At 37.3% G+C, this 23,718-nt stretch carries 19 protein-coding genes and 5 pseudogenes; 8 read left to right on the top strand and 16 right to left on the bottom strand.

Annotated features, from left to right (window positions below; genetic code table 11):
- Window positions 1-204 precede the first annotated feature (204 nt).
- Complete coding sequence (locus JFU24_RS01800; RefSeq protein WP_201249385.1) at window positions 205-2,580, bottom strand: M14 family zinc carboxypeptidase; 2,376 nt, start codon at window positions 2,578-2,580, stop codon at window positions 205-207.
- Between the two features lie 946 nt (window positions 2,581-3,526).
- Between JFU24_RS01800 and JFU24_RS01795 the strand changes: the two genes are divergently transcribed.
- Window positions 3,527-4,234, top strand: coding sequence for a DNA alkylation repair protein (locus tag JFU24_RS01795; protein WP_201249384.1), 708 nt, complete (start codon window positions 3,527-3,529; stop codon window positions 4,232-4,234).
- A 169-nt stretch (window positions 4,235-4,403) separates the two neighbouring features.
- Here the strand turns inward: JFU24_RS01795 and JFU24_RS01790 are convergent.
- Together JFU24_RS01790 and JFU24_RS01785 are read right to left on the bottom strand one after the other, a co-directional pair.
- Window positions 4,404-5,605, bottom strand: a pseudogene (locus JFU24_RS01790) (IS110 family transposase).
- A 711-nt stretch (window positions 5,606-6,316) separates the two neighbouring features.
- Entirely contained in the window at window positions 6,317-7,630 is a 1,314-nt protein-coding gene (locus JFU24_RS01785; protein ID WP_201249383.1) for a haloacid dehalogenase-like hydrolase, read from the bottom strand.
- 782 nt (window positions 7,631-8,412) lie between these two features.
- Here JFU24_RS01785 and JFU24_RS01780 point away from each other — a divergent pair.
- Window positions 8,413-8,824, top strand: a pseudogene (locus JFU24_RS01780) (IS110 family transposase); the annotation flags it as partial.
- An 8-nt stretch (window positions 8,825-8,832) separates the two neighbouring features.
- A pseudogene (locus tag JFU24_RS31135) lies at window positions 8,833-8,976 on the top strand (ethanolamine utilization protein EutH); the annotation flags it as partial.
- A gap of 188 nt (window positions 8,977-9,164) precedes the next feature.
- Here JFU24_RS31135 and JFU24_RS01775 read toward each other — a convergent pair.
- Window positions 9,165-9,602, bottom strand: a complete 438-nt coding sequence (locus JFU24_RS01775) for a hypothetical protein (RefSeq protein WP_201249382.1) — start codon at window positions 9,600-9,602, stop codon at window positions 9,165-9,167.
- Between the two features lie 67 nt (window positions 9,603-9,669).
- Here JFU24_RS01775 and JFU24_RS01770 point away from each other — a divergent pair, with 67 nt between their 5' ends.
- Window positions 9,670-9,957, top strand: coding sequence for a hypothetical protein (locus tag JFU24_RS01770; protein WP_201249381.1), 288 nt, complete (start codon window positions 9,670-9,672; stop codon window positions 9,955-9,957).
- A gap of 361 nt (window positions 9,958-10,318) precedes the next feature.
- Here the strand turns inward: JFU24_RS01770 and JFU24_RS01765 are convergent.
- A pseudogene (locus tag JFU24_RS01765) lies at window positions 10,319-10,660 on the bottom strand (winged helix-turn-helix transcriptional regulator).
- A 618-nt stretch (window positions 10,661-11,278) separates the two neighbouring features.
- Here JFU24_RS01765 and JFU24_RS01760 point away from each other — a divergent pair.
- Window positions 11,279-12,274 (top strand): zinc-dependent alcohol dehydrogenase family protein, encoded by a 996-nt coding sequence (locus JFU24_RS01760; protein ID WP_201249380.1) that lies wholly within the window; start codon window positions 11,279-11,281, stop codon window positions 12,272-12,274.
- 424 nt (window positions 12,275-12,698) lie between these two features.
- Here JFU24_RS01760 and JFU24_RS01755 read toward each other — a convergent pair.
- From JFU24_RS01755 to JFU24_RS01725, 8 genes and pseudogenes are all read right to left on the bottom strand, one after another.
- Window positions 12,699-13,272 (bottom strand): annotated as a pseudogene (locus JFU24_RS01755) (recombinase family protein).
- A 264-nt stretch (window positions 13,273-13,536) separates the two neighbouring features.
- Complete coding sequence (locus JFU24_RS01750) at window positions 13,537-13,989, bottom strand: nucleoside deaminase (RefSeq protein WP_201249379.1); 453 nt, start codon at window positions 13,987-13,989, stop codon at window positions 13,537-13,539.
- 256 nt (window positions 13,990-14,245) lie between these two features.
- On the bottom strand, window positions 14,246-14,392 hold the full coding sequence (locus JFU24_RS01745) for a DUF4822 domain-containing protein (protein WP_309559278.1): 147 nt from the start codon (window positions 14,390-14,392) through the stop codon (window positions 14,246-14,248).
- 105 nt (window positions 14,393-14,497) lie between these two features.
- A complete protein-coding gene (locus JFU24_RS29935; RefSeq protein WP_242485240.1) occupies window positions 14,498-14,629 on the bottom strand; it encodes a DUF6254 family protein in 132 nt (43 codons plus the stop codon).
- Window positions 14,630-14,743: 114 nt separating this feature from the next.
- Entirely contained in the window at window positions 14,744-14,926 is a 183-nt protein-coding gene (locus JFU24_RS01740; RefSeq protein ID WP_056524041.1) for a hypothetical protein, read from the bottom strand.
- Between the two features lie 690 nt (window positions 14,927-15,616).
- A complete protein-coding gene (locus JFU24_RS01735; protein WP_201249378.1) occupies window positions 15,617-16,336 on the bottom strand; it encodes a DUF4386 domain-containing protein in 720 nt (239 codons plus the stop codon).
- Window positions 16,337-16,536: 200 nt separating this feature from the next.
- Window positions 16,537-17,277 carry a VCBS repeat-containing protein gene (locus JFU24_RS01730; RefSeq protein ID WP_242485413.1) on the bottom strand — a complete coding sequence of 247 codons (741 nt, stop codon included), beginning with the start codon at window positions 17,275-17,277 and terminating at the stop codon, window positions 16,537-16,539.
- Between the two features lie 606 nt (window positions 17,278-17,883).
- Window positions 17,884-18,102 carry a hypothetical protein gene (locus JFU24_RS01725; protein ID WP_056524047.1) on the bottom strand — a complete coding sequence of 73 codons (219 nt, stop codon included), beginning with the start codon at window positions 18,100-18,102 and terminating at the stop codon, window positions 17,884-17,886.
- 232 nt (window positions 18,103-18,334) lie between these two features.
- Between JFU24_RS01725 and JFU24_RS01720 the strand changes: the two genes are divergently transcribed.
- Window positions 18,335-18,733, top strand: coding sequence for a hypothetical protein (locus JFU24_RS01720; protein ID WP_207196102.1), 399 nt, complete (start codon window positions 18,335-18,337; stop codon window positions 18,731-18,733).
- Between the two features lie 107 nt (window positions 18,734-18,840).
- Here JFU24_RS01720 and JFU24_RS01715 read toward each other — a convergent pair whose 3' ends face one another.
- On the bottom strand, window positions 18,841-19,134 hold the full coding sequence (locus JFU24_RS01715; protein ID WP_089365080.1) for an antibiotic biosynthesis monooxygenase family protein: 294 nt from the start codon (window positions 19,132-19,134) through the stop codon (window positions 18,841-18,843).
- 360 nt (window positions 19,135-19,494) lie between these two features.
- On the opposite strand from JFU24_RS01715, the gene JFU24_RS01710 reads away from it, so the two are divergent.
- Together JFU24_RS01710 and JFU24_RS29930 are read left to right on the top strand one after the other, a co-directional pair.
- Window positions 19,495-20,442, top strand: a complete 948-nt coding sequence (locus JFU24_RS01710) for an IS110 family transposase (RefSeq protein WP_242485239.1) — start codon at window positions 19,495-19,497, stop codon at window positions 20,440-20,442.
- Window positions 20,439-20,726 (top strand): hypothetical protein, encoded by a 288-nt coding sequence (locus JFU24_RS29930; RefSeq protein WP_242485238.1) that lies wholly within the window; start codon window positions 20,439-20,441, stop codon window positions 20,724-20,726. The genes JFU24_RS01710 and JFU24_RS29930 overlap by 4 nt, the downstream gene beginning before the upstream one ends.
- A gap of 289 nt (window positions 20,727-21,015) precedes the next feature.
- Here JFU24_RS29930 and map read toward each other — a convergent pair whose 3' ends face one another.
- Together map and JFU24_RS01700 are read right to left on the bottom strand one after the other, a co-directional pair.
- On the bottom strand, window positions 21,016-21,756 hold the full coding sequence (gene map / locus JFU24_RS01705) for a type I methionyl aminopeptidase (protein WP_201249377.1): 741 nt from the start codon (window positions 21,754-21,756) through the stop codon (window positions 21,016-21,018).
- 575 nt (window positions 21,757-22,331) lie between these two features.
- Window positions 22,332-23,680 (bottom strand): IS3 family transposase gene (locus tag JFU24_RS01700; protein ID WP_201182105.1). Its coding sequence is split into 2 segments (ribosomal slippage): window positions 22,332-23,236 and window positions 23,236-23,680, totalling 1,350 coding nucleotides; the frame shifts between segments, so codons are not numbered across the junction.
- Window positions 23,681-23,718: the final 38 nt, after the last annotated feature.

The following is a 23,718-nucleotide window of genomic DNA, read 5'->3' as shown; positions in this document are numbered from 1 at the left end:
TAGAAAACGCCTTTCAATCTGCTAAACAACCACTTCTTGATAAGAATCGTCCTTCAGCGGTTTTTTGCAACAGATGATTTAAAAGTAATGAGTATTTATATAGCAGTTGCTGAGATAATTGTTCAAAACTCAGTAGCAAGCGTTTAGCATTTTTCAAATAGCCAAAGCCGGATTCATTGCTGAATCCGGCTTTGGCTATTTCTACTATTTTTCGAAAATTGCATTTGATAGAAGACGGAACAAGTAATCCGGGTGGTCGCGGAAACCTGCTTCTAACCCAATAAGAGTTACATCTTTATTCTGTTCTTTTACGATTACGGCTTGGCCCTTGGCGGTAATGCTATTTTTCCAGTGACCAGCTACGAAGAAATTATCTGAATCTGCAAGGGTCGCGACGACTTCATCATTATCCGTACCCGTGAACCATGTTGGACGATAGACAAAGCCGATATCATCCTCTCCATATCCTGCTGTTAAACCGGTTCCCTCATAATCGACTTTTACGATACCATTACTGTTGGAACCTCCTACATTAATGATGTCGTCTGTAAGACCAAGTGTCTTAGTTGCTCTAGATGCACCAGCACCTACAGCTATATATTTGCCTCCTTCATTTAAGAAGCTTGTCACATTGTCTTTAAACGCATTAAGTTGCCCGTCGTTCTGTAATCCAAATTCTTTATTAGCTTCAGATAGGTTGGTAGAAATGAGACTTTCCGTTCCACTATAGACAAAAATATCAAAACCGTTAAGGGTATTTTTAGCCACTTCGACTGGCGTAACTTCTGTCACATCAAAACCTAGTCTTTTCAAAGCGAGCTTTGTTCCTGCGTGTGATTTCTGTTTACCCATACCTCCATCCTTTAATATAGCCACTTTTAAAGACGTAATAGCCACTGCATCTAATGGTACCTCAGCAGTTCCAACCTGTAACCCAGATTCTTTCACCGCTGCTGAAACCTGATTAGCTACTGCTTTTGCAAAGAAGTTGCCTTGTGCATCACGTACTATAGGTATTCCTTGCTTAAGCAATGCATTTACTAAATTTACCGATTGGACAGAGCTGTTCAGTATCAGAAACGGTCCTTTTCCTGAAACCGTTCCTTGACCTGTAATCTGTTTTACTTTCGTTGCATTGACTTTAATAGGATTTTGTGTGGCTACTGCCTCGAATCCCCAAAGCTCCGGTAAACTCCATGCGGAAATGTCGTACATTGCTGGGGTATCGTTCGTGATGTCTTCCCCATCCCAGAGCATCGTGTTTGCTAATCCGGCTTTCGCCTGATTCATCTCAACGAGATAAGTTCCTTTTGGATATGACACTCCATCCGCTTCAAATGCATTCACAGCTTTAACAACTTCAATATCATTATTGATCAAATGATTTACTGCCTTATTCGTAACAGTCGGATCCATAGGGTCTAGTGGAAGTATGTAGTTTTTTGGAAATAACCCTTCCTTATGAAAAGGATGGTCAAAGTTAATTCCTCTTTTAAAAACTTCAATTTGATCAGTAATCATGGATTGCTTGTTAGCTGTTGCAAATTTCAGTGCCCCCATAATCGAATTATACATCCATCGTACGCCATCCCAATCATTTGTTGGCGCTTCTAATGTATGACCGTAAGCACCATGGTACATCGCATACATTGGTGTGAAAATTGGTGGGTAATCATCCCAGCCGGCGGAATCATCGCGCAACGGAATATAGGTACCTTTCATGTTTTGATACAAGGATCCTGAATAGTTCTCATGATCCTTCATTATTTCCGCTTCCATCGCTTTTGCCTGTTTATAGGCCCATTTCCCGTATAAGTCATACTCGTAATTAGGATTATGCGGTGGCGTACAAGGCTCAATTAACCCCTGCAGATTTGGCTGATAATTCTTCACATAACCATGAGTATCAAGGAACACCATCGGGTTCCATTCTTTAATGAGCTCAACCATCTCTTTTGTTTCTGGCTGCGACTGGGTGATAAAGTCACGATTTATGTCAATTCCTTCTCCATTAAAACGGGTGGCATCAATACGTCCATCAGGGTTTTGTACGACATTGAAAATAAGAATATTATTCTCTAAAACGTCTTTGGTTGTTGCATCATTTTGGGTAGCAAAACGTTCAATTAATTGAAGGATTGCATCGCTTCCGACAAATTCAGTCCCATGAATAGAACCATTAATCATGATTGGAACTTTAAAGTCAGGATTATTGGCAACCCATTCTTGAGCTTTGCCTGGATTCTTAAACATTTGCTTTCTAAGTGCCTTCAATTTTCCGAACTTTCCTTGCGTTGTTGGGTCAGCAATCGTGACAACGTAGAGTGGGTTTCCATCAGCTGATGTTCCACGGACTTCAACTTTCACACGGTTTGAAAGTTTTTCAATCTCTTTTAATTTGGAACCAATTTGTGAGAATTTCACAAAGTCATAGTTTTCGCTATTAAACTTGCTTCCGTCCTGTTCCTCATATGTATTCACATTTGTCCATTGAGGTTTCTCAGCATGTCCAGAACTCCACGGAATTACTGTTAGTAAACTCACAGCCATCAGGCCGGATAATGCTTTTTTCTTTTTCATCCTAAAACCTCCAGTATGTATATATAGTGATTTTTTTGTATATATAAATTTATTAATACATAGTTTAATAGAATACAACACGAAATGACTGGCTAATGGGCTTAACAAATCCTGTTGAAAGCGCTTTAATTTTATAACGTTGAACAAACCACATCGTTAAAAACATTCTGTATAAAATTTGATAAGCTCCCCCAGTAAGTAACGCTACCTAAAGTTGACCGTCCGAAACTAGTGCTGCAATAGGAGCGAATCCCAATAAAATAAACATTGAACGACTTGGTGGAAACGCAATACCTAAACCCGCATTCCCAGCAGCTACTGTAGCTGCTTTAATTCCTTTCTAGACTAATAAATTTCTCCTTTCGGCATCCTACTAATATTTCCTTTTAAAAATAAATTTCCATACATGTTTAAGAGTATCGCCTCCTTATTAAGAAATAGTAACCCACAAACTTAAATAACTGTTTTATAATATTATACACTTATTTTTGTGTAAATTAAGAATTTTCAGTTAATAAACAGCTGAATTTTTATCCTATTTTAATCACTTCAAAAGCAAATTAGTATTTATAAATAATTTCCATGCGCTTCTAAATCGGTAAAAAGCTCGTTTAACTGTTTTGTAGTTTGTCCCCAACGGTCAAGTTACATGGAAAAGCCCTCGAATTCTATGAAATTCATGGGCTTTTTGATTTCCTCTAATCTGTATTATGTGAACAAATGATCTCTTTTAGGTTTGCTTCATCCAAAAATCCTTGATATAAGGATAAATCTTTATAATCGAGTTTGAACTCACCAACATCCCATGTGTTTCCACTTACACTCTGCACATGTTGAGACTTTGGTTTTGCTGACAAATGTAAAGATTTGTTATAGGCTAAGAGAGATGGATTTGAGGGTCTTAAATCTAGGGGGAAAAACCTCCAAAAGAAGGAAGTGTTAAACGATGAATTTACAAATGGTTATGCAGGAGCTTGAAGTTCTCGGCAAGGAACGAACCAAGAAAATTTACGAATCCAATGGCGCGCACGAGCCGCTTTTTGGCGTGGCTACAGGCGCTATGAAACCGATCGCCAAGAAGATCAAAAAAAATCAACCTTTGGCTGAGCAGCTTTACGCCACAGGGAACTACGACGCAATGTACTTTGCAGGCATAATTGCAGACCCAAAAACAATGGCTGAGGCGGATTTTGAGCGTTGGATGGATGCGGCATATTTTTATATGCTGTCCGATTATGTGGTTGCAGTAACTTTAGCTGAAACAGATATTGCACAAGACGTTTCCGATAAATGGATCGCAAGCGGTGAAGAGCTGAGAATGTCAGCGGGCTGGAGTTGCTACTGCTGGCTTTTGGGAAATCGCCCGGACGGTGAATTTTCCGAAAGCAAGATTGCCAATATGCTTGGAAATGTGAAAAATACGATTCACGATTCTCCAGAACGAACTAAATACGCTATGAATAATTTTATATACACAGTGGGGATTTCATATTTGCCGCTCCATGATAAGGCGGTCGAGACCGCAAAGGCAGTAGGCCCAGTAGAAGTCAAACGGGACAAGAAAAAAAGCAGTTTCCTACTCGCTTCCGAAGGTATTCAAAAGGAAGTAGATAAAGGGCAGCTTGGTTTCAAACGCAAAAATGTAAGATGTTAAATAATAGCCTTGCATCGCGAACTATCTTCAATTATCGGGCGCTTTAATAGAAGAAGGATCACAGAAATGATCAAACTTTTTTATTAAGCTACTTCTATTATTTTTGACCATGCCAAATATCCCTCCAAAAATTTTGGAAGGATTTTTCTCTGTTTCACAAAACCATTAATTAGGATAAATCTAGGAACGTTTCTTTTCTCTTTAATAAAGCGTAAATCCAATGAAGCAACTTATTAATACAGGCAACGATTGACACTTTGGCAGGTTTTCCTTCTGATTTTTTCTTATCATAGAATTCTTTAAGCTTTTTGTTCCTTGAACTTCTTATGCCGCATAGTACGGCAAGATACAGAGAATGACGTAGTCTGCTCGAACCTCTTTTAGTCATACGATTAATGGTTGCCGTAAACTTACCCGATGAGTGAACACTTGGATCTACTCCAGCGAAGGCAACCAGTTTTTTCGGATGATTAAACCGATCGATTTCACCAATTTCAGAGATAATCGTGGCTGCGATTTTTTCTCCTATACCGGGAATCGATTGGATGATCTTATATTTTTCCATTTCATTTGCCAGGGCCACTATACGATCTTCCAAATCAGAAAGGTGTCCCTAGTAATGAAAAAGCAACTCAATATACATACGAAGATTGATTACGTGACTTTCATACACGTTTTTTTGAAATGGATTTCTAGATGCGGAATCCATTATTTTTTTTGCTTTTCCCCATGCCCATTCACCTGATCGGCTAGAACAGAACTCTATAACACTCTCTGCTAGTCTACTTTCTCCGGCTGTTAATACCGCCTTTGAAGTGGAATATTCCTTTAACATCAATAAAGAAACCTTCGAATATGGATCCCCAAAAACCTTCCGGTATTCAGGAAACACTTGATCTAAAATGGTGTGAAACTGAAGTCTAGCTTCCATACATATTCGTTACGATTTCCTGTTGTCTTGACAAATTCCGCAGATCTAAAAGCTTAATTCCTCTTAATTTTATGAGGTTCAAAATCCTCTTTATAATACAGCACACACAACTGATACACATCGATTGCGTCTGTTTTTACCTTTCGTAAACTGGTCTTCTTTGCCTGATAAGAAATAATCGGATTTAGTAAGATATATAGAATCCCTTGTTCCTCCAAGTATTGAATAAAAGGAGTATGGTAATGCCCTGTAGATTCTAAAATGACCATAGGCATCTGCCCTGTCACCTCTTCAATCTCTTTTAAAAAGTCTAAAAAATGATCTAATTCCTCTTTGATATGCTTCATTAAAAAGCTCTTCCCATACGGTTTAGATTGATCTAAAAATGCCTGAACTTGACTCTCTCCCTTTGCCACATCCAGACCAACAACTGGATTCATTGTTTTTTCCTCCTCTACTTACTTACTTACTTACTTACTTACTTACCAGTACCCCTAGTCCTCCATGTAGTGTCATAGCTTCGCTTGTTATACGAGATCTACGTCCCAACCAGCCTCAAACATGTTTCTACAAATAGGGGGCGGACAGTTTAGTTCACGGGATCAAGTCCCACGCACCCGTACGTCCTACCCTGGCTACTGATATAATAGATTCAATTAAAAAAAGGTCAACCAGTAATTTTTACTGGTCGACCTTATAATACGAACGCACCTGTTAGCATTCCTGTAGATCGTTAAATATCAGGTTTGAAAAAAATAGAGCCCCCCCACATTCTCACACCAATATTAATATCCAGTTTTGTTTGTTAGTCTTATTCCATTAAATGGCCCTTAAATGTCAAAATGAGCGCTATCCTTCTTACAGGAAAGCGCCCTTTTCTTGAATTTCAATTACTTTTATATAAATACTTTTGTTTGCTACCGAATTTGATTTAATTCTTCAATATGTAAAACCCAAAATACTTTATGTTTACGAAATGAGAGTAGAAGATTTATCTTCATTTAAAATGGCTTAATGGGAATAGGGTGCATGATTTACACTGATTTTGGTTATGTTTTGGTAACTTGAATGTATAAAAGCGAGTCTAAGATGTCATCATCAATCTTTATTTTATACTCCGAGTGTGACTGAATCTCCTGGGACGAATCTTTTTATGGATTCGCCAACAATTTTTCTTCATTTGACCCAAGCTTGATCGTGTATTCAGTCGGTATCCATAAGCCTGTATTCTCATTTCTTCCTTGGAGAACATATTTCGGGTTGTTTTTGCCCATCCGTTCTGCAGCTGTTTTCGCAAGCTTACCGATATCACCTGTTTTGAGGCGGTTGATAATTAAACCGAGTTTCAAACTCTTAATTGTCAGCATTTCATAATCTGTGTTGCTGTCTCCCGCTACGAATATCGGACCGTATCCGCCCCGCGTTTTGGAGATGGCGTGTTTGATCACTTCCACCTTACCTTCTCGAGCAGTGATCGGCCAATTGTCTTCATATTCTGCTTGAGTAATTCCTTCCTTCTTTTTTAATCTCATCCCAAAGACATTTTCCTTAGGAAGGTTGTAGCCGTATTTTGGATTTGACGAAAATACCTCCACCACCTCTTCCATCGAAGCCGAAATAACATAAACGTCAATCCCATTCTCCATAAAAGTATGCATTAAGTTTGCGATTTCCGAGGCCAGACGCAGTCCTGTTGTATAGGTAACTTGAACAGTACCGGCTTTTCCTAACATGGCCTCAGGACTTATAAGCGTCACCGATGCCATTTCCGCCCCTAAATTATAATCATTTGAAGCCTCTGCAAGCTGCTGAACTTCTTCGGTCGACATGTTGGCAAATAAATAAAGCACCCATGGATATCCGATTTCAACACCGTATGTTTCCCCAATGGCTTCATAAAGAAAGTACATTTTCGCTTTAAAATCTTTAAATTGATCAGTTGAATGAAGCGTTTCTAACCGCTCTGTTCCATTCATCCCATTATAGTTGGAATAAAGAAATTCGTAATCGCGCTTCAGATCCTCGGCAATTTCCTTGAGAGTGACCGCATCTCCTTGAAGGTTTTTAAACTCGTGTGAAAAGGGTCCATTCGGCACATTCTTTTTGATTACTTCATAAAACTCATCCGGTTGCATGTTATATGCCAAGTGATCGATTTGATAAAGAAAGAGGGCCTCCTCCGTATCATTCATGATGCTCGTATGATCCCAATCAAAAACAACATAAGGTTTTCGCTTTGGATCGTATCCTGTACTTCCAGCACCATGCTTATCAATTAGGTTTTGAACAGACTTATAGGTGTCAGGAGCCCATTTCCCTTTATCCAACACTTGAATACAATGGCCCTCCCTTTTTTGCGGAGTCGAAACTGCTTTTCCGCTTGCAGCCGCTCCTAAGGGAGCATACAAAAACAAGCAAATAACGATCATGCCAAATAAAGCTTTTAATTTGGTTCTATTATTCATATTATCCCCCCTGAAAAATGCAAAAGACGCCTGCCCAATAGCTCGTTATTAGCTATTGAAACAGGCGCCATTGCCGATTCATTCTTTTATGCGTAAATATTATCACGAATTTTCAAAATAGTCAAATATTTATTCGTGGTTCTTTTCTTAACAATTGTAACTTTATAAAAAAAGATTGATCATTTCTGTGATCCTTATTCAATTAAGCGCCCGTTTTGCACAAAAATCACAAAAGAGCTACATTAATAAGGTTTTTAAAATTATGGACGATAAAATCATATTTAGCTGAATTATCCAAAGAAAAAATTTTATATATTTCACTCTATTTCTTTAATTAAATAAAAAAATATCACCTAAACAGTGGGATAATTATAAACAATTTAGATTAACTCATATAGTTTCCCTAAATGCCCTTGCCCTGGCTGGGAACACTATTATTTCAGAAAACTATAACTTTTCATCTAATCAATTGAACACTACTAAAATTCTAAGAATTTAAGTATATACAAAACATCGATTGGTCAAGTGAAGGAAGTTTAAAATATTTGAAAGGAGTAAGTGGTTCTAAACTCTTAGCGGAGGATTTATACTGATTCTATGGCTGGGTGAGGAAGGTCGATGAACTATGGTGCCATTAGAGCCCATCCGTTAGTCTGACTCCAACGACCTCGGTGCATCACAGACTGTCGCTCCCTTACGGGAAGCACTCATGGTAGATTAATCCTATTCTTTCTGGTTTTTGCACCAGCCTCTAATTTTTCGCCATAGGAAGGATGGTTTTAATGGAAGTTATCAGTGAACGAGTATGCGGAATGGATGTGCATAAAACAACATTACCGCCTGCATTATGACCCCTGAAGGAAAGGAGATTCAAACATTTTCTACAAAAACGGTGTTTTTAATTCAACTGATGGATTGGATTAAATCACCTGGTTGCACTAACGTCGCTATGGAAAGCACAGGTGTGTTTTAGAAGCCTATCGTGAACTTAATTGAGGCTGAAGAAATGTAATTTTTAGTTGTTAAACCACAACATATGAAAGCAGTCCCTAGTCGAAAAACAGATGTCAGGATGCTGAGTGGATTGCTCAACTTCTTCGTCATGGGCTGTTGAAGGCAAGCTTTATCCCTGATAGAAATCAGCGAGAATTGCGTGAGCTTGTTCGGTATCGCAGAAGTATTATTAAAGAACGGCTAGTTTTTTTTCAAATGTAGAATATTTTACGTTTTTTTTGGACGGTGTGTGGAGGGCTGGGGATCCGATAATTGCGGATACATAAGATCAGTTTAGAGGGTTAGAAATTGCCGGATATATCGGTATTATGCTTGCTGGAGCGTTTCCGCTGGCCGAAAGTGTAATTAGTGTATTTGACTTTGCATACTAACTAATTAATTAAAAATAGCCACCCCCTTAAAGCTTAGAGAAGTGGCTGGTACACATTATTATTTATTTAATATCTTTTATCTGTATCATTTTAGGTGCCGCTCTTTGCTTATTGCCTCGGTCTCTTTTTTATTTTGGATTCTAATGCCATTATTCCACATAAGCACTATTCTTAGCTGTAAATTGAACTTCTGCAACAGATAACATAAGAGGACCGCTATGTGATTCCTCAAAAACAATACCTACCTTAGCAAGCTTAGTACCACTTGGTACTTGTGTCTTAGCTTCAACGATATTGAATGTTACAGATTTATCCTCATTAGTAACCTCTTTAGTACCTAAATCATAAACTTTTCCAGCTTCATCATATGCTTTGGCACTTAACTTCTTGATTTTACCATTAGTGTATTGTGGACGGTTAAAAACTTCGAATCTAGTAATTTCTTGTGGCTTATTAAAGTTAAACTCTAGACTTAAAGGTAGTGAAATTCCTTCTTCAGATGTTATGCCCCATTTCAATTCGGCCAATGAACCCTCGCTTAGATCTCCATCTATAAGCTTGTCAAAAGCCGCAGCTCCCCCTTGCATTTTTTCTGCTTCTCCTGTAACAGTCAGATCCCTTTTCGTTAATAATAATTCCTTAGGTAACAAAGCTTTGAAAACGTTGGCTGTAGAGTGTGTACTAGCGACATCAAGGCAAAATAATCGAATTGCTTCACATCGAAAAAGGATTACCAAACGGCAGGGAAAAATGAAGGGACGAATCGCTTCTGCTCATTTACTATTAACGATTGCTTACAACATCTTAAAAACAGGAGAACCCTATCATGAACTAGGTTCAAATTACCTTGAAGAAAAACAAAATAACAAAGAATTAAAAATGATCGAATACCTAAAAAAGAAAGGCTATACAATCGCTCCATCTGAACAACAAACTGCATAACCAGTTAATATAACGACATGGTACATTTACGTCCTTCAAAAAATTAGAATATGGGGCTTATTTTGTATGGCCTTTAACGAATATATTTTCATACAAAAAAGCTGCCTTAAAGACAGCTCCGATCTTTAGCTTCCGCACTTGTTAGTTTAAGTACATTTTTCGCAACCTTAAGTGGAGTAAAAATTTGGAGATTTTTTTACCCCCAAAAAAGATGGTCTTTTTTAACTAAATTAGCACCCGTTAGTCAAAAAATGATTTTTTATCACGGAAAGGAAAGCAAAATGTCCCTTCGGCTGTTCCTCCTTCAGAATGAACTACAGCAATAGAACGTACATCATCTGTCGGCGAGACCCTATTGATGCTACAAATTTTCTGAGGTCTTTCGTTTCATTAAAATCTCATTTTCGTACCTATCTCCCCAATCTCGCATGAGGTAGATAATAGGTTTTAATGTTTCTCCAAAAGCAGTAAGAGCATATTCGACTTTTGGAGGAATCTCTCGATATATTTCGCGATATACCATACCATCTTGTTCCAATTCCCGAAGTTGTTATGTTAACATACGTTTTGTGGTATAGGGCATAAGTTTCCCTAACTCGTTAAAACGTTTAGGTCCGGAAATTAAGTTATATAATATGATCCCTTTCCATTTGCCGCCTATCACATCTACTGTAATTGCAACAGGGCAAGTTTGCGGTATCAGGACACTTTTCTGTTTTAAAGTCCTTCATAGTAACGCCCCAATTTTTTTAAGTATCAAATTGTATACTATATTACAAATTTTATCCTATTCCACAAAATTGTGCGTACTTTTAAATTTATAATATTTAAAGTATCATTGATTTTACAAGTGAAGACTAAATATTCTCTCTTTTTGGACTATTCACCATTAAAGATGTTTTGTAAAAAAATCCGATGAGAATGTCACTAACTAGCACAGCAGTGGATTGGAACCAGATCATCTCATAACACATGAAGGAATCATTTTTATGATCGTTTCGAAGGGAGGGTAAGAAATTGGGATTGTTTTCGGGGATATTATTTACCATTTTATAGGCATCTGGAGCTGTTTCTGTTAAATTTGGTCTACTGTGATCCCCTCCATTTACCATGGGAACCATCCGGTTTCTTTTAACAGGTAATTTACGATTTAATAAATCACCTAGACATAGATTAGAGAAGAAGCTTGGATCATAAAGGTCAAAGGGAAAGTAAAAGTAGGATATATTAGCTTTATTCTTAGCACATACCAATCATCCTGACCATGAATAGGTAATGAGACATTTTCCTATTTTTAGGCAAAAAAAAAGGAGTGACTAAAATGAAATCACAAATTATTCAATCTTTTGGTGAACCATCCGTATTTCAATATAAAGAGATTTCAAAACCTGAACTGAAACCTGGACATGTACTTATTCAAGTAAAGGCTACAAGTGTAAATCCTATTGATACGAAAGTTCGTGCTGGTGCAGTTCCAGCCGTTGCACCCGAGTTTCCAGCAGTATTACACGGAGATGTGTCAGGGTTGGTATCTGCAGTGGGTGAAGGAGTAACCTCGTTTAAAATTGGCGATGAAGTGTTTGGATGCGCGGGTGGATTTAGAGGCACTGGCGGTGCACTTGCAGAGTTTATGCTTGCAGATGCCGATTTACTTGCTCATAAGCCGAAAAATTTGACGATGGAAGAAGCCGCAGCTTTACCATTAGTTTCCATCACCGCTTGGGAAGCATTATTTAATCGTGCAAGGCTTATACCTGGACAAAATATATTGATCCATGGGGCCACCGGAGGTGTAGGACACATCGCCATTCAACTAGCCAAACGGGGAGGAGCAACAGTCTATACAACTGCCTCTTCGCAAGAGAAACTGGAGATTGGCACGCGCCTTGGTGCTGATATAACTATTAATTATCGAGAAGAAAACGTTCATGACTATGTACAAAAATATACAAACGGAAAAGGATTTGACGTCGTGTTTGACACGGTAGGGGGTGAAAACCTTGATCGCTCTTTTGAGGCAGCAGCGGTACATGGAACGGTAACAGCCATTGCTACTCGTTCGACTCATGACCTCTCCCCCGTGCATTCAAAGGGACTTTCTCTTCATGTTACCTTTATGTTGTTGAAGATATTAAACAAGGACATGCATAAACATTATGGAGAAATTTTGATGAAGGTTGCTAGGATGGTTGAGGAAGGGAAACTGCGTCCGCTTTTGGATTCAAACATTTTTACGTTTGATGAAGTCTCAAAAGCCCATGAGTACATGGAGTCAGGCAAGGCGATAGGAAAAATTGTTTTGAAAAATAGCTGGTAATATTATTGCAAATTTGAAATGCCTCAACAATTTTACGTTCATTTAAAAGTAGATGGTCAATAGAATCTCTATAAGATTCTCGATGTACCGTCTGCTTTTATTTTTAATTACCGTAAAAACCAACAGGGCCTAGTAATAGAAATATCGGCAACTTTAAGATCATTTGAAACCACTACTACTCTTTAAATAAAAGTTTTTGTCAATTTCTTTTCGGTTACATCCTCTTGTTCTTCATTCCAAAAATCATACTTTATACCTCAAGAATTACTTTTCTTAATGAACTAACCTGCCCCGTTTGTTCATTAAGAAAAAAGGCCACCAAATGTCAGCCCCGGATCTCAACTAACGCACTAGTCAGTTTAAGAATTTTCTATTTCGAATTGATGTAATAAACCAGATTATCAGTCCATTCACCAAATCTATTTTATTTAATTTTTGCATATAACGTGGAACGTGGAACTCCTGTAGCTTTTACAATGTCATTCACACTCATTCCGTTTGTTTCACGTTCATTATATAGCTGAATAGCTCGTTTTAAAGTCTTTTCATCTTGTCCTGCTCTTCCCATATGCTTCCCTTACCTTTTTGCTCTCTCCCGGCCTTCTGTAGTTCTTTCTACAATCAAATCACGTTCAAATTGTGCGAATGAACCTTAAATATTAAAAAGCAGTGTTTGTAAGCTATTTCCTTCGTTTGAACCATCAAATTTCATATCCTCTTTTACAAATCTTACATTAACCCCTTTTTCAGCTAATTCATGAACTATCTTATTTAAGTCCATAATAGAATGAGCTAAACGATCTATTTCAGTTACTACTAAAGTATCTCCTTCTCGTGCAAATTCAATAGCTTCATAAAAGTTGGGCTCTTTGTTTTGTACTTGTCCCGGTTACTTTTTCAACAAAAAGCTTTTCCCACCCTTCCTTTTCTAATATTTCCAATTGCCTTTCTAAATCCTGAACAGTAGTTGAAACCCTCGCATAACCAATTAACAATATGTATCACCCTTTGTCTAAAAGTCTTAAGTGTTTTATACTAATAATTACAGACTAACGTCTAGACATGAAACAAGAATAAATAAACAAATATGTCATTTTAGGTTTTCTTTTGCACTATAAGTAAATATTAAAAGTCCAATTTCTCAGCATTAAAATTGAGAAATTGGACTTTTATCGTTACTACAGAAATGCGCCCGTTTGCTGAAGATCAATAAACTTATATAAACTTGTTTCCTGAATCATTATACCCACAGTTTCCCAAGACTACGTTCTCTCCTTCCAAAGCTTCATTGGATTTTTTTGCCCTTCATTTAATGGCATTTGTATCATCGAAAGTGAGCGTTCTGCTTTTGTTTTTTGTAAATCCTCATATATAATTTTAGATTTCCCTAATCCCACTTCAACCGCATTCTCAACTGAAGCACAATAAAAAACCTTTTCGATTCCAGCAAAGTACATTGCCGTTAGACACATCGGACAAGGCTCCCCACTTGCATACATTGTATAACCTGATAGATCATTCGTTTGTAATTGCTCTTGCGCGCGCCGGATAGCCAGTAATTCCGCATGTCCACTAACATCATAAGTTTTGTGCAGCTCATTAACACCTTCAGCTACAACGTTGTTATTTTTCACAAGTACTGCACCAAAAGGTTGTCCACCCTCACGAACATTTTCTACCGCTAGTTCTACTGCTCGTTCCATGAATAAATCCATTTCAAAACCTCCATTAATGATTTAAATTAAATACTGTTAATGTAATTATAAGACATTAACAATGGCCTTGCTGAATAATCGTTCACCTATAAACACTATAGTTTTAAAAATTTGAAATTGGGGATACCATTGTCGGAGGAAAAAGTTCAGTTGTCCAGGAATTACTAATTATTTCTTTTCTTGTTAAAGGAAAACAAAAAGGGAACGGAGAAACCCATTCCCTTTTTGACTAGATGCTAATCTTTTTTAACGTTTTTTATTTAGTGAATTTTGGTTTAAGATCACCTTTATAAGATTCATGCTCAACGTAAACGTTTATGTCTTTACCATTTTTGTCATTGCCAGTTCTTTTATAGAAATTAGGCTTTTTTCGTTGCTCCATTAAATGGCCCTTTAATGGAATAGCATGACTAACGTTTTAACGACAAAGAGAGGGTACCCCAAGGGAGTGACCTCACTATTATGTGGGGCTCTGACCTTTGGGATAGCCTCTCATTCTTAAACAGTTTTACTTAGTTTCAGATTCATTTTTGCCCATATCTTCAGTTAATTGTTCAAATGATCTGACCTTACCAGTTGGATTCTGCGATTGCTTACGATCTTTCCATTGGCGTTCTTGTTGTCGCTTAGATTGAGTCATCTAAATAAGCTCCTATACATAAAGTTCAGTAAACAGTTTGAAGCATGATAAGCCTCCACCCTTTGTACTCGGTGCAGGTATCACTTATCATAAGTCGAGTCTGGCAAGTATTAATTAATGCATGCCTTTCCACTCACCTTGATTTTTAGAAGCCTTTTCTTTTTTTGCTTTATTTTTATGTGCTTGATTAGCGTTTGCACTGCCAAATTCTTGAGAGAATTCTGAATCAGTTTTGCTTGAATCAAATCCTTGTTTGTTCTTTTGGTCTGCATCATTTTTCTTTGTTCGTTTTGCCATGGATACCCCTCCTTCTTATCTTTAGTATGAGATCAGAAAGAAGAAATATACCCCGAATTAAAAACGATAGTAACATGAATCTGTCAGGTAATTCGGGTAAAAAACAAAGTGAATAATAAGTTCCAGTTCGGTTATTTTATAAGTTATTACCTACAATGTTGCCGTTTGTACATAAGATGTTTGAAATTAACTTAACACCAGAATTTCTTGACTTGGATATCTACGAAACAATGGATACCCTAATGCACGAGATGGTTCACTTGTATAATCGGATACATGATGTTCAAGACGTTAGCAGGAGTGGGACATATAAGGAATCCAAACTCATTTCCACTGCCAAAGTGTCAATCGTTGCCTGTATTAATAAGTTGCTTCATTGGATTTACGCTTTATTAAAGAGAAAAGAAACTTTCCTAGATTTAGCCTGATTAACGGTTTTGTGTAACAGAGAAAAATCCTTCCAAAAGGATACTGGAGGGATAACAAGGAGTGAGGTTTTCCTTCTGTATTCTATCTCATTTCTTGTATTAAACTTAACGATGCGTTAGTTTAAGATCCGAGGTGCCTTTAACGCAGCTTTTTCTTTTATCAACTATCGGGGCAGGATTGTTGCAATCTCCGAAGTCGTCAGCTATAAAAGCAAATTCTTGCTCAACAACAGCAATAGATAGCCCTCCTTTTTTGGGATATCTATCGCCTCTGTTGAACCTTTACACCCTTAATCAAAAGCCAGAATGCTAATGAAAGCTCTCCAATCACACCGGGTACGGCTACAACCAGTAAGAATATCGTTTTGTAGTCGGTGTAGTTGGGTAGAAGAAAATGTGCAAAACTATCTATTAAATATCCAGCAGATGCAATGACCAAGAAGAACCCAATCATTCTTGGTATGTAGCCTCCTGACTTGATTATTAAATAACCAACGACAAACAAATGAGATCCAAAAAATACTAATCCAATAATCCATCCATTGTTAAAAGCATTGACTAGTAACATCACCTGAGCTTGTAACTGATCTGTTGTGAATACCGTCAAATATTCAGTACCACTTAGAAGTTGTAAAACATTCAAAAAATTATGCAAAGCTATACCAAAAATGGCGGTGTATACCAACCTAAACCACGCGGCGAGCATCGCAAGATTCTTATTAACGGGTTTGAGTAGAACATACAGTGCCCATGCTAACAGCACATCAAGAATAAGCACGATGACAAAGCTTATAAATCCACTTCTAAATAACATCTCATTAGTTATGATGTTATTAGCAGTTGTTGCTGCATCATCCGATATAATAAGACCATTAAAAACAGAAAAGTTAGAAAATATAGCAAGGATAGCCATAAGTAAAAGCCCGAACCCTGCGACTCTAGAATAATAAAGTGGTGAAGCTTCATTGTTACGGTTTGTCATTTCTAACTCCTCCTAATTTTTAACTATACATGAAGCTCTTGATACATTTGTAATTTCACAAATTCGATATGCAGATCGTTCTGACTCGAAATCAAATTCAGATATTGTAGACCGAAATTCAAATTGCGATGAAATATCGCCTATTAATCTCGTACACATGAAGAAGTTTCTTTAGATACCCAAAATAATGATTCCAGCTGCTATATTTCCCCGCCAAAGATTGCCACATTCTGCCGGTCAGGACCAAACACATGCCCTTTCCATTTCAATACGGTCTGTACAAATCCGAGTGAGTCAGCATTGTACCTCCCTGCTATCCTCTGATAGGCTTCGAGCTCATATGTGCCGTCCCTGTTAAAATCGACCGGATATAAACCGGACAAAGGATTGACCCAGCCTTCTATCGATGCCTTCAAAATACCATTCTTATTATAAATTTCAGTTAAATATTCATTTCCCTTGTAAGTAAGTTCAAGAATGTACTTTTCTTTTAGTTTATGACTAATCACAGTCGCTTTGTATTGATCTTGATAGGTCACACTGTACTTATAATCTTCATTGAATGCATCAGAATTAAAAATCTGCCTCATTTGACCGTTAATATAAGAAAATACATACGTATAAATCGTACCGGAGCTTCCTCCTGTTTCCATGACTACTAAAATATCATCCACCTTGTTGTCTGTAAAATCACCAAGAAAGAGTGTGGGGTTGTATCCGAGGTTATCCTTTAAGGGGAATTGCTGATAGTGATTTGTTCGCCCATTTTGGATGACAAGAGTTATATTTTGCCATAGTGGACTATCAGGAGTTTTATTTGCTGTAAGAAGGACATTATCAATTATACCGTCTCTGTCAATATCTACCCGCTTTTCAGTTACAATTGAAGGGTTGTTCTGATTTATTTCTCTTGAAAGAAAATGCTGGAGCTTCACCTTCATTTCCAGTAGCTCTTGCTTTGAAGGATACGGATTTGGGAACGACAAGGCGTTATCAATTGTTTGCAGTGATTCGTCTGTTAATCCCACTCTTACCTGCGCATCAGCCAGAAAGAACCAATAATAAGGATCATTCGTTTCTTGTATTTTTGTTTGATAGTAATGGATCGCTTTTCTGAGATCATACATGTCCATATTCAGCCCACCTTCCTTTTTATCAATATAAAATTATATGCAGGAATTTGCGGCTATAGCCTTAAGATCTTTTTTATTGCACTATGAATGTACTACCCTAAATAAATAAAAAGCCAATCTTGCCTGATATGGTTAAGATCGCTCCGTTATTAATGATATGGTTCTCCGTAATGAATCTAAGTGTAGATGTTTATTTTTTCGCCGATAGACTTAGTGCGAATTTTAAAAAATGTCCAACAATCTGACTCAATTGTTGAATAAAGGTCAAACAACACTCTTCAAGTATCCTGGCCCTTTAGTTCCACAAGAAAAAAAGGTTGCCGCAGCAACCCTTGTTATTGAAGTAAAGCACTGTTAGTGTAAGAAAACACAATCAGTACATAATCTGCCACAATGCAATTGCAAAAGAAAGATTTACATGCCCCTACTTAATAGGGCTTTTTCATGAGTACAGGTCAGGTATTTTCGGGATACAGCATTAAAATATCCTACATCAATAATTGCTATTTCTCCTTTATTCGGGCATTGAATATGCGTCAGCTGAAGTGATTCATTGATTATGACCAAGTCAATTGCGTCCAATTCTTTTTTGCACGCCGAACATTTTACAGGTAGTAAGTTTTCTTTTTCCATTAAAGAAGCCCCCTTTTGATAATAGGTATTCTCTATGTCTAGTTGCTAATCCTACCTGTTCACATAACCGTCAAAAATCCCTTTTTCCATTACATATTAATTTTGGTGTCTACATAGCTTGATAAACTTACATGCCCTTTTTGTCCCATAAGAAAAAAAGGTGCCAAAGCAACTCCCTTATTGAAGTAAAGCACCTGTTAGTTGAAGAAAAAAGATATAATTAAAATAGACAATGTGTCAAAAGGGAGGTAAGGAAATTGTTAAATCAAGATTTAGAGAAGATTTTAGCAGATTTGAAGCACTCAAAACTAATGAGATTGAAATAAATTTTGAGGGTGTAGAAGAGGAAACGATCTCCGTTTCTTTTCATCTGTTTTCCAAAGATGAATTTGAAGAAGGACAACTAGGATATAGAGAAGATGAGGAAGGTAACTCCTTTGTAGGCAATAACGAAGGCGATTGGAAAGAAAGTTGGTTTGTTATAGGTTACGATGAAGATTTAGGAGACCCAATATTTGTGGATATACATAATAAAAATTATCCTGTTCTGACTGCTGAACACGGCATGGGTGAATGGGAACCATCTGTATTAAATGATTCCTTAGAAGAATTCTTAAAGGATATTAAATAAAGAGGGTAATAACTCTCTTTATTTAATAATCATCCGTTCGTCCATAAAAAAGTTGTCGTAGCAACTCTTGTTCTAAAACTAAGCACCTGTTAGTTCAAGAACAACTATTATAGTTTAACCTTCTCAAAATGTTCAACTGTTGGAAATGGGTCATAAAAATTATGTAATTTCTTTTTCCATTCTTGATACTCGTTGGATTGTCTAAATCCAATTGTATGGTCTTCTAATGTTTCCCACTGCACCAGTAGTAAATATTTCCCCTCAACTTCCATACAACGCTGTAATTCGTGAGATATGTACCCTTTCATTGAAGAAATAATTTCTGATGCCCCACGAAATGCTTCTTCATATTCTGCTTCCATACCTTCCTTAACTTGTAGCATAACAGCTTCCAATATCATTTAATTTCCCCCTTATCAAAAGTATAACATTACTCTTTTTTAATGACTTTTTGTTGAACTAACCTGCCCCTTTAGCTCCATAAGAAACTCCTATGGCGGCGCTCCTCGCCGCCACCATCTACTACGAAAATCTATACTCAAAATAGAGTCTAACCCTTTAACTCCTTGACGATAATGGATGATAACAATACAACCAGGCTGAACTTTTTTTGGTGGATCTTAAGGAAGATACCCTGTATAAGAAACTGGTTGTGACAGTATTGAAGAACCATTTAGTGTATTACAAGTACGTATACAAAAATTTTTGTAACAAATCTCCTGTCATATGTATTGTTAATCTTTTATTGAGGTGATTCTCCTATGGAAGCAATGATTGAACGGTGTGCTGGCCTAGATGTACACCAAGAAACAGTAGTAGCCTGTGTATTATTTGGTCCATTAGATAAAAAGCCAAAAACCTCTATTGAAACGTTTTCAACTACAACAACGGGACTCTTGGCTTTAAGTGATTGGTTAACTACCCTTCAGGTATCCGATGTTGTGATGGAAAGTACCGGAGTCTACTGGAAACCAATATGGAATATTCTCGAAGATTCTTTTCACCTTGTTCTTGCCAATGCCAGGCATGTCAAAAATGTTCCAGGGCGTAAAACTGATGTGAAAGATGCCGAATGGCTTGCCAAGCTTCTAAGATGCGGACTTATTGAAAGCAATTTTGTTCCACCGGAGGATATTCGTGATTTACGGGATCTTACTCGTTATCGAAAAAAATTGATTCATCATCGTACATCCGAGCAGAATCGCATTCACAAAATTCTTCAAGATGCTAATATCAAGCTAACATCCGTACTATCAGACATTTTTGGTGTATCGGGACGCCGTATCCTTGAAGCGATTCTAAACGGTGAAAAAATAGAGACCGATGGTCTTCGAAAAATGGTGGATTGGCGAACAAAAGCTAGTATTACGGACATTGCCAGTGCAATTAATGGACGTATTCGCCGTCATCATCGTGATATGTTGCGTTACCATTGGGAGCATATGAGTTATTTAGAAAAAGCCATAGAAGAATTGGAAAAACAAATCGATCAACTCCTGTCCCCCTATCGTAAGGAAGTAGAATTATTGGATGGAATACCTGGTGTGAACAAAGCTGCCGCAGCTACTTTTATTGCAGAGATGGGCGTGGATATGTCCGTATTTAAGTCAGCTAAACATCTTGCCTCTTGGGCTGGTGTGAGTCCTGGAAATTACGAAAGTGCTGGTAAAAAAAAACGAGTAAAACCACACAAGGTAACAAAGCTTTGAAAATGATGGCTGTAGAATGTGTACTAGCGACATCAAGACAAAATAATCGAATTGCTTCACATCGAAAAAGGATTACCAAACGGCAGGGAAAAATGAAGGGACGAATCGCTTCTGCTCATTTACTACTAACGATTGCTTACAACATCTTAAAAACAGGGGAACCCTATCAAGAACTAGGCTCAAATTATCTTGAAGAAAAACAAAATAACAAAGAATTAAAAATGATCGAATACCTAAAAAAGAAAGGCTATACAATCGATCCATCTGAACAACAAACTGCATAACCAGTTAAAATAACGACATAGTACATTTACGTCCTTCAAAAAAATTAGAATATGGTGGGCTTATTTAAGTATGGCCTTTCACTAAAGTGTTTTCATACAAAAAAGACTGCCAAAGCAACTCCCTTATTTAAGTGGGTTGATGTGGGATACACCAATCGAATCCTTCTTTTTTTAGATGCGAGTAACATTTTTTAAAAGTGTTACGAATTTATTTGTTACTCCATTTAAGTTTCCTACACGGTAAGCGAACTACTTATATTTATACGAGTCTTTTCCGTCTATGCTTGAATTAAAGTGTGACAATAATCGGACCATTTTTAGTAAGGATAATCGTATGTTCCAATTGTGCTACATAGCTTTTTTCTGTAGCATAGGTCCAACCGTCTTCTTTTTGGAATACTTCTTCTTCAAAGGTTGAGATAAATGGTTCGAATGCGATAACCATCCCTTCCTTTAATATTTCATTATCCCATGGATCATTATAATTACAAATATGGTCAGGTGCTTCGTGTATTCTACGTCCAACACCATGTCCTGTGAGGTTTTTGATAACAGTGAATCCATGCTGTCTCGCTGTTTCGAATACTGCTTTTCCGATTCTACTTTTTTTGGAACCGGGTTTTGCTTTCTTAAGACCTGCTTCAAATGCCTTTTTAGCAACGTCGCATATTTTCGTTAATACTTCTTCTCCTTCTCCTACTACAAATGAGATTCCTGTATCTGCGAAATAACCGTTCTTTGAAGCAGATACATCTATATTTACTAGATCCCCTTCATGAATAACCCGATGACCCGGAATACCATGTGCCACTTCTTCATTAAGACTAATGCAAGTATAGCCAGGAAAATCATATTCACCTTTTGGAGCTGAAACTGCACCTGCTTTTTCTAAAAGTTCTCCGGCTATATCATCAAGTTCTTTGGTCGTTATGCCAGGAATTGTTCTTTGAACCAATTCATCTCTAATGGAGGCAATAATTTTGCCAATTCCCTTCAAACCATTAAAATCTTCTTCTGTTTTTGCAATCATTTTTTTCCTACCTCATTATCTTTTATCATCAATAAACTATATAAGTTAATTGTACCTTTATTTTCTCGAAAAATAGAAGCAATGTAAATTATTTGGTACAATACCCCTCAACGGAATTTTTCTTCGATCAAGAAATAGACCACAAAAAGGATCTAGTACATATGACTATACTATTAATTGGATTTACCTTCCACTTTTCTTATTGAGCTAACCTGCCCCGATAGTTCCACAAGAAAAGGAGTCGCTGATCAGCTCCTGATAATGAAGTAAAGTACCCGTTACTTGAATTAGAAATTTAATTAGCTTTTCTTGGTCCTCTTAAAATATAAATAACCTAAAACACCTAAAATTATACCTCCGAAAACAATAACTTAAAATATAATATCCCCTATAAACATAACCTGTTTCTCCTATGCTAAAAAACATTTTCCTAAATCTGTATACGTGATTTTTCCTAAAAAGGTTTCAACTGATAGTTTAATTCTAAAAGTCTCATTAAACTAAACTGCCCCGTTAGCCCCATAAGAAAAGAGCTGATCGTGAAGTGAACCCAAAAAGTTAGACACTTTATTTAATTAGGCAGCCTTGAGGGCATGAACCCGGAATTCTACCGGGCTCATGCCTTTTAATTTTACCTTGATTCGTTGATGATTGTAGTAATGGATATATTCTTCTAATTCTTGTTTGAAATGCTCCATGCTTTCAAATTCTTGAAGATAAAGTAACTCTGATTTTAATAGGCCAAAGAAGTTTTCTATGACCGCATTATCGAGACAATTTCCTTTACGGGACATGCTTTGTGTAATGTTATGTCTTTTCAAATCATGCGAATATTGTTTCATCTGGTAATGCCAGCCCTGATCTGAATGAAGAATGGGTGAATCTTTCGATTCCAAGCGGTCAAAGGCTTTCTCCAGCATTTTGGAAACGAGGGGATAAACAGGCCGAGATTCGACATTATAGGCGATGATTTCTCCATTAAACAGATCAAGAATGGCCGATAAGTATAGTTTCTCCCCAGCTAGATGGAATTCTGTGACGTCTGTCACCCATTTTTCATTTGAGTTTGTTGCCTTGAAATCACGTGCTAGAATGTTGGGTGCAATCTTGCCGATTTTCCCTTTGTACGAACGGTATTTCTTCATGCGAACTAAAGACTTCAATCCTAGTTCATTCATCAATCGGAGAACTGTTTTATGATTGATGCGAGCACCTCTGTTACGTAATTCTAGGGTGATACGCCGATACCCATAGCGCCCTTTATGCGTATGGAAAATCTCTTCGATAAGGGATTTCATTTCTGTATATTTATCCTCACGCCCGAAGGCGTTTACCCAATAATAGTATGTACTCCGTGCCATGTTAGAAATGGATAGAAGCAGATTTAAATCAAATTGTTTCCTTAGTTCATGGACTACTTTCGCTTTGTCTTTCTTTGTAGGGCTTCCTTTTCTTGAACTAAGGCATTCAACTTTTTTAGATAGGCATTCTCTGCACGTAAGTATTCTAATTCGGCAAGAAGTGCTTCTTGAGAGCCTTTAGCTGGTGATGTTTTTTTGGTTTCTTTTTTCATGGATAGACGCCCCTTTTTCTTTGGTTTAAGGGCGTCTATACCTCCTTCCTTCAACTGATTTGACCATTTCAAAAGTGTAGAATCGGAAGGAAGATTATAGTGTACAGCGGTCTCGCTGATCGATGCCCCATATTCGTTCATATAATTAAGTACCTCTAGTTTAAAGGGCAGAGTGTAATTTGTATAGGATGAAGCAATTCCTTCCATCCCATGTTCTAGATAGCGAGCGACCCATCTCTTCAGAGGGGATAAACCTACATTTCTTTCTTGTGCGATGGATTTATAGGATTTTTTCCCTTCCAAGTACTCTAAAACTGCATGTAATTTTTCGTCTATCGTATATTTAGTCAAAAAAACTGCACCTCCAATTGTTAGATGTTGTCTAACAA

The sequence above is a fragment of the Peribacillus sp. TH27 genome (assembly GCF_016650915.1).
Lineage (GTDB): Bacteria > Bacillota > Bacilli > Bacillales > DSM-1321 > Peribacillus > Peribacillus butanolivorans.
The sequence above is the reverse complement of the archived record's forward strand: the minus strand, read 5'-3'. Positions and strand labels throughout refer to the sequence as shown.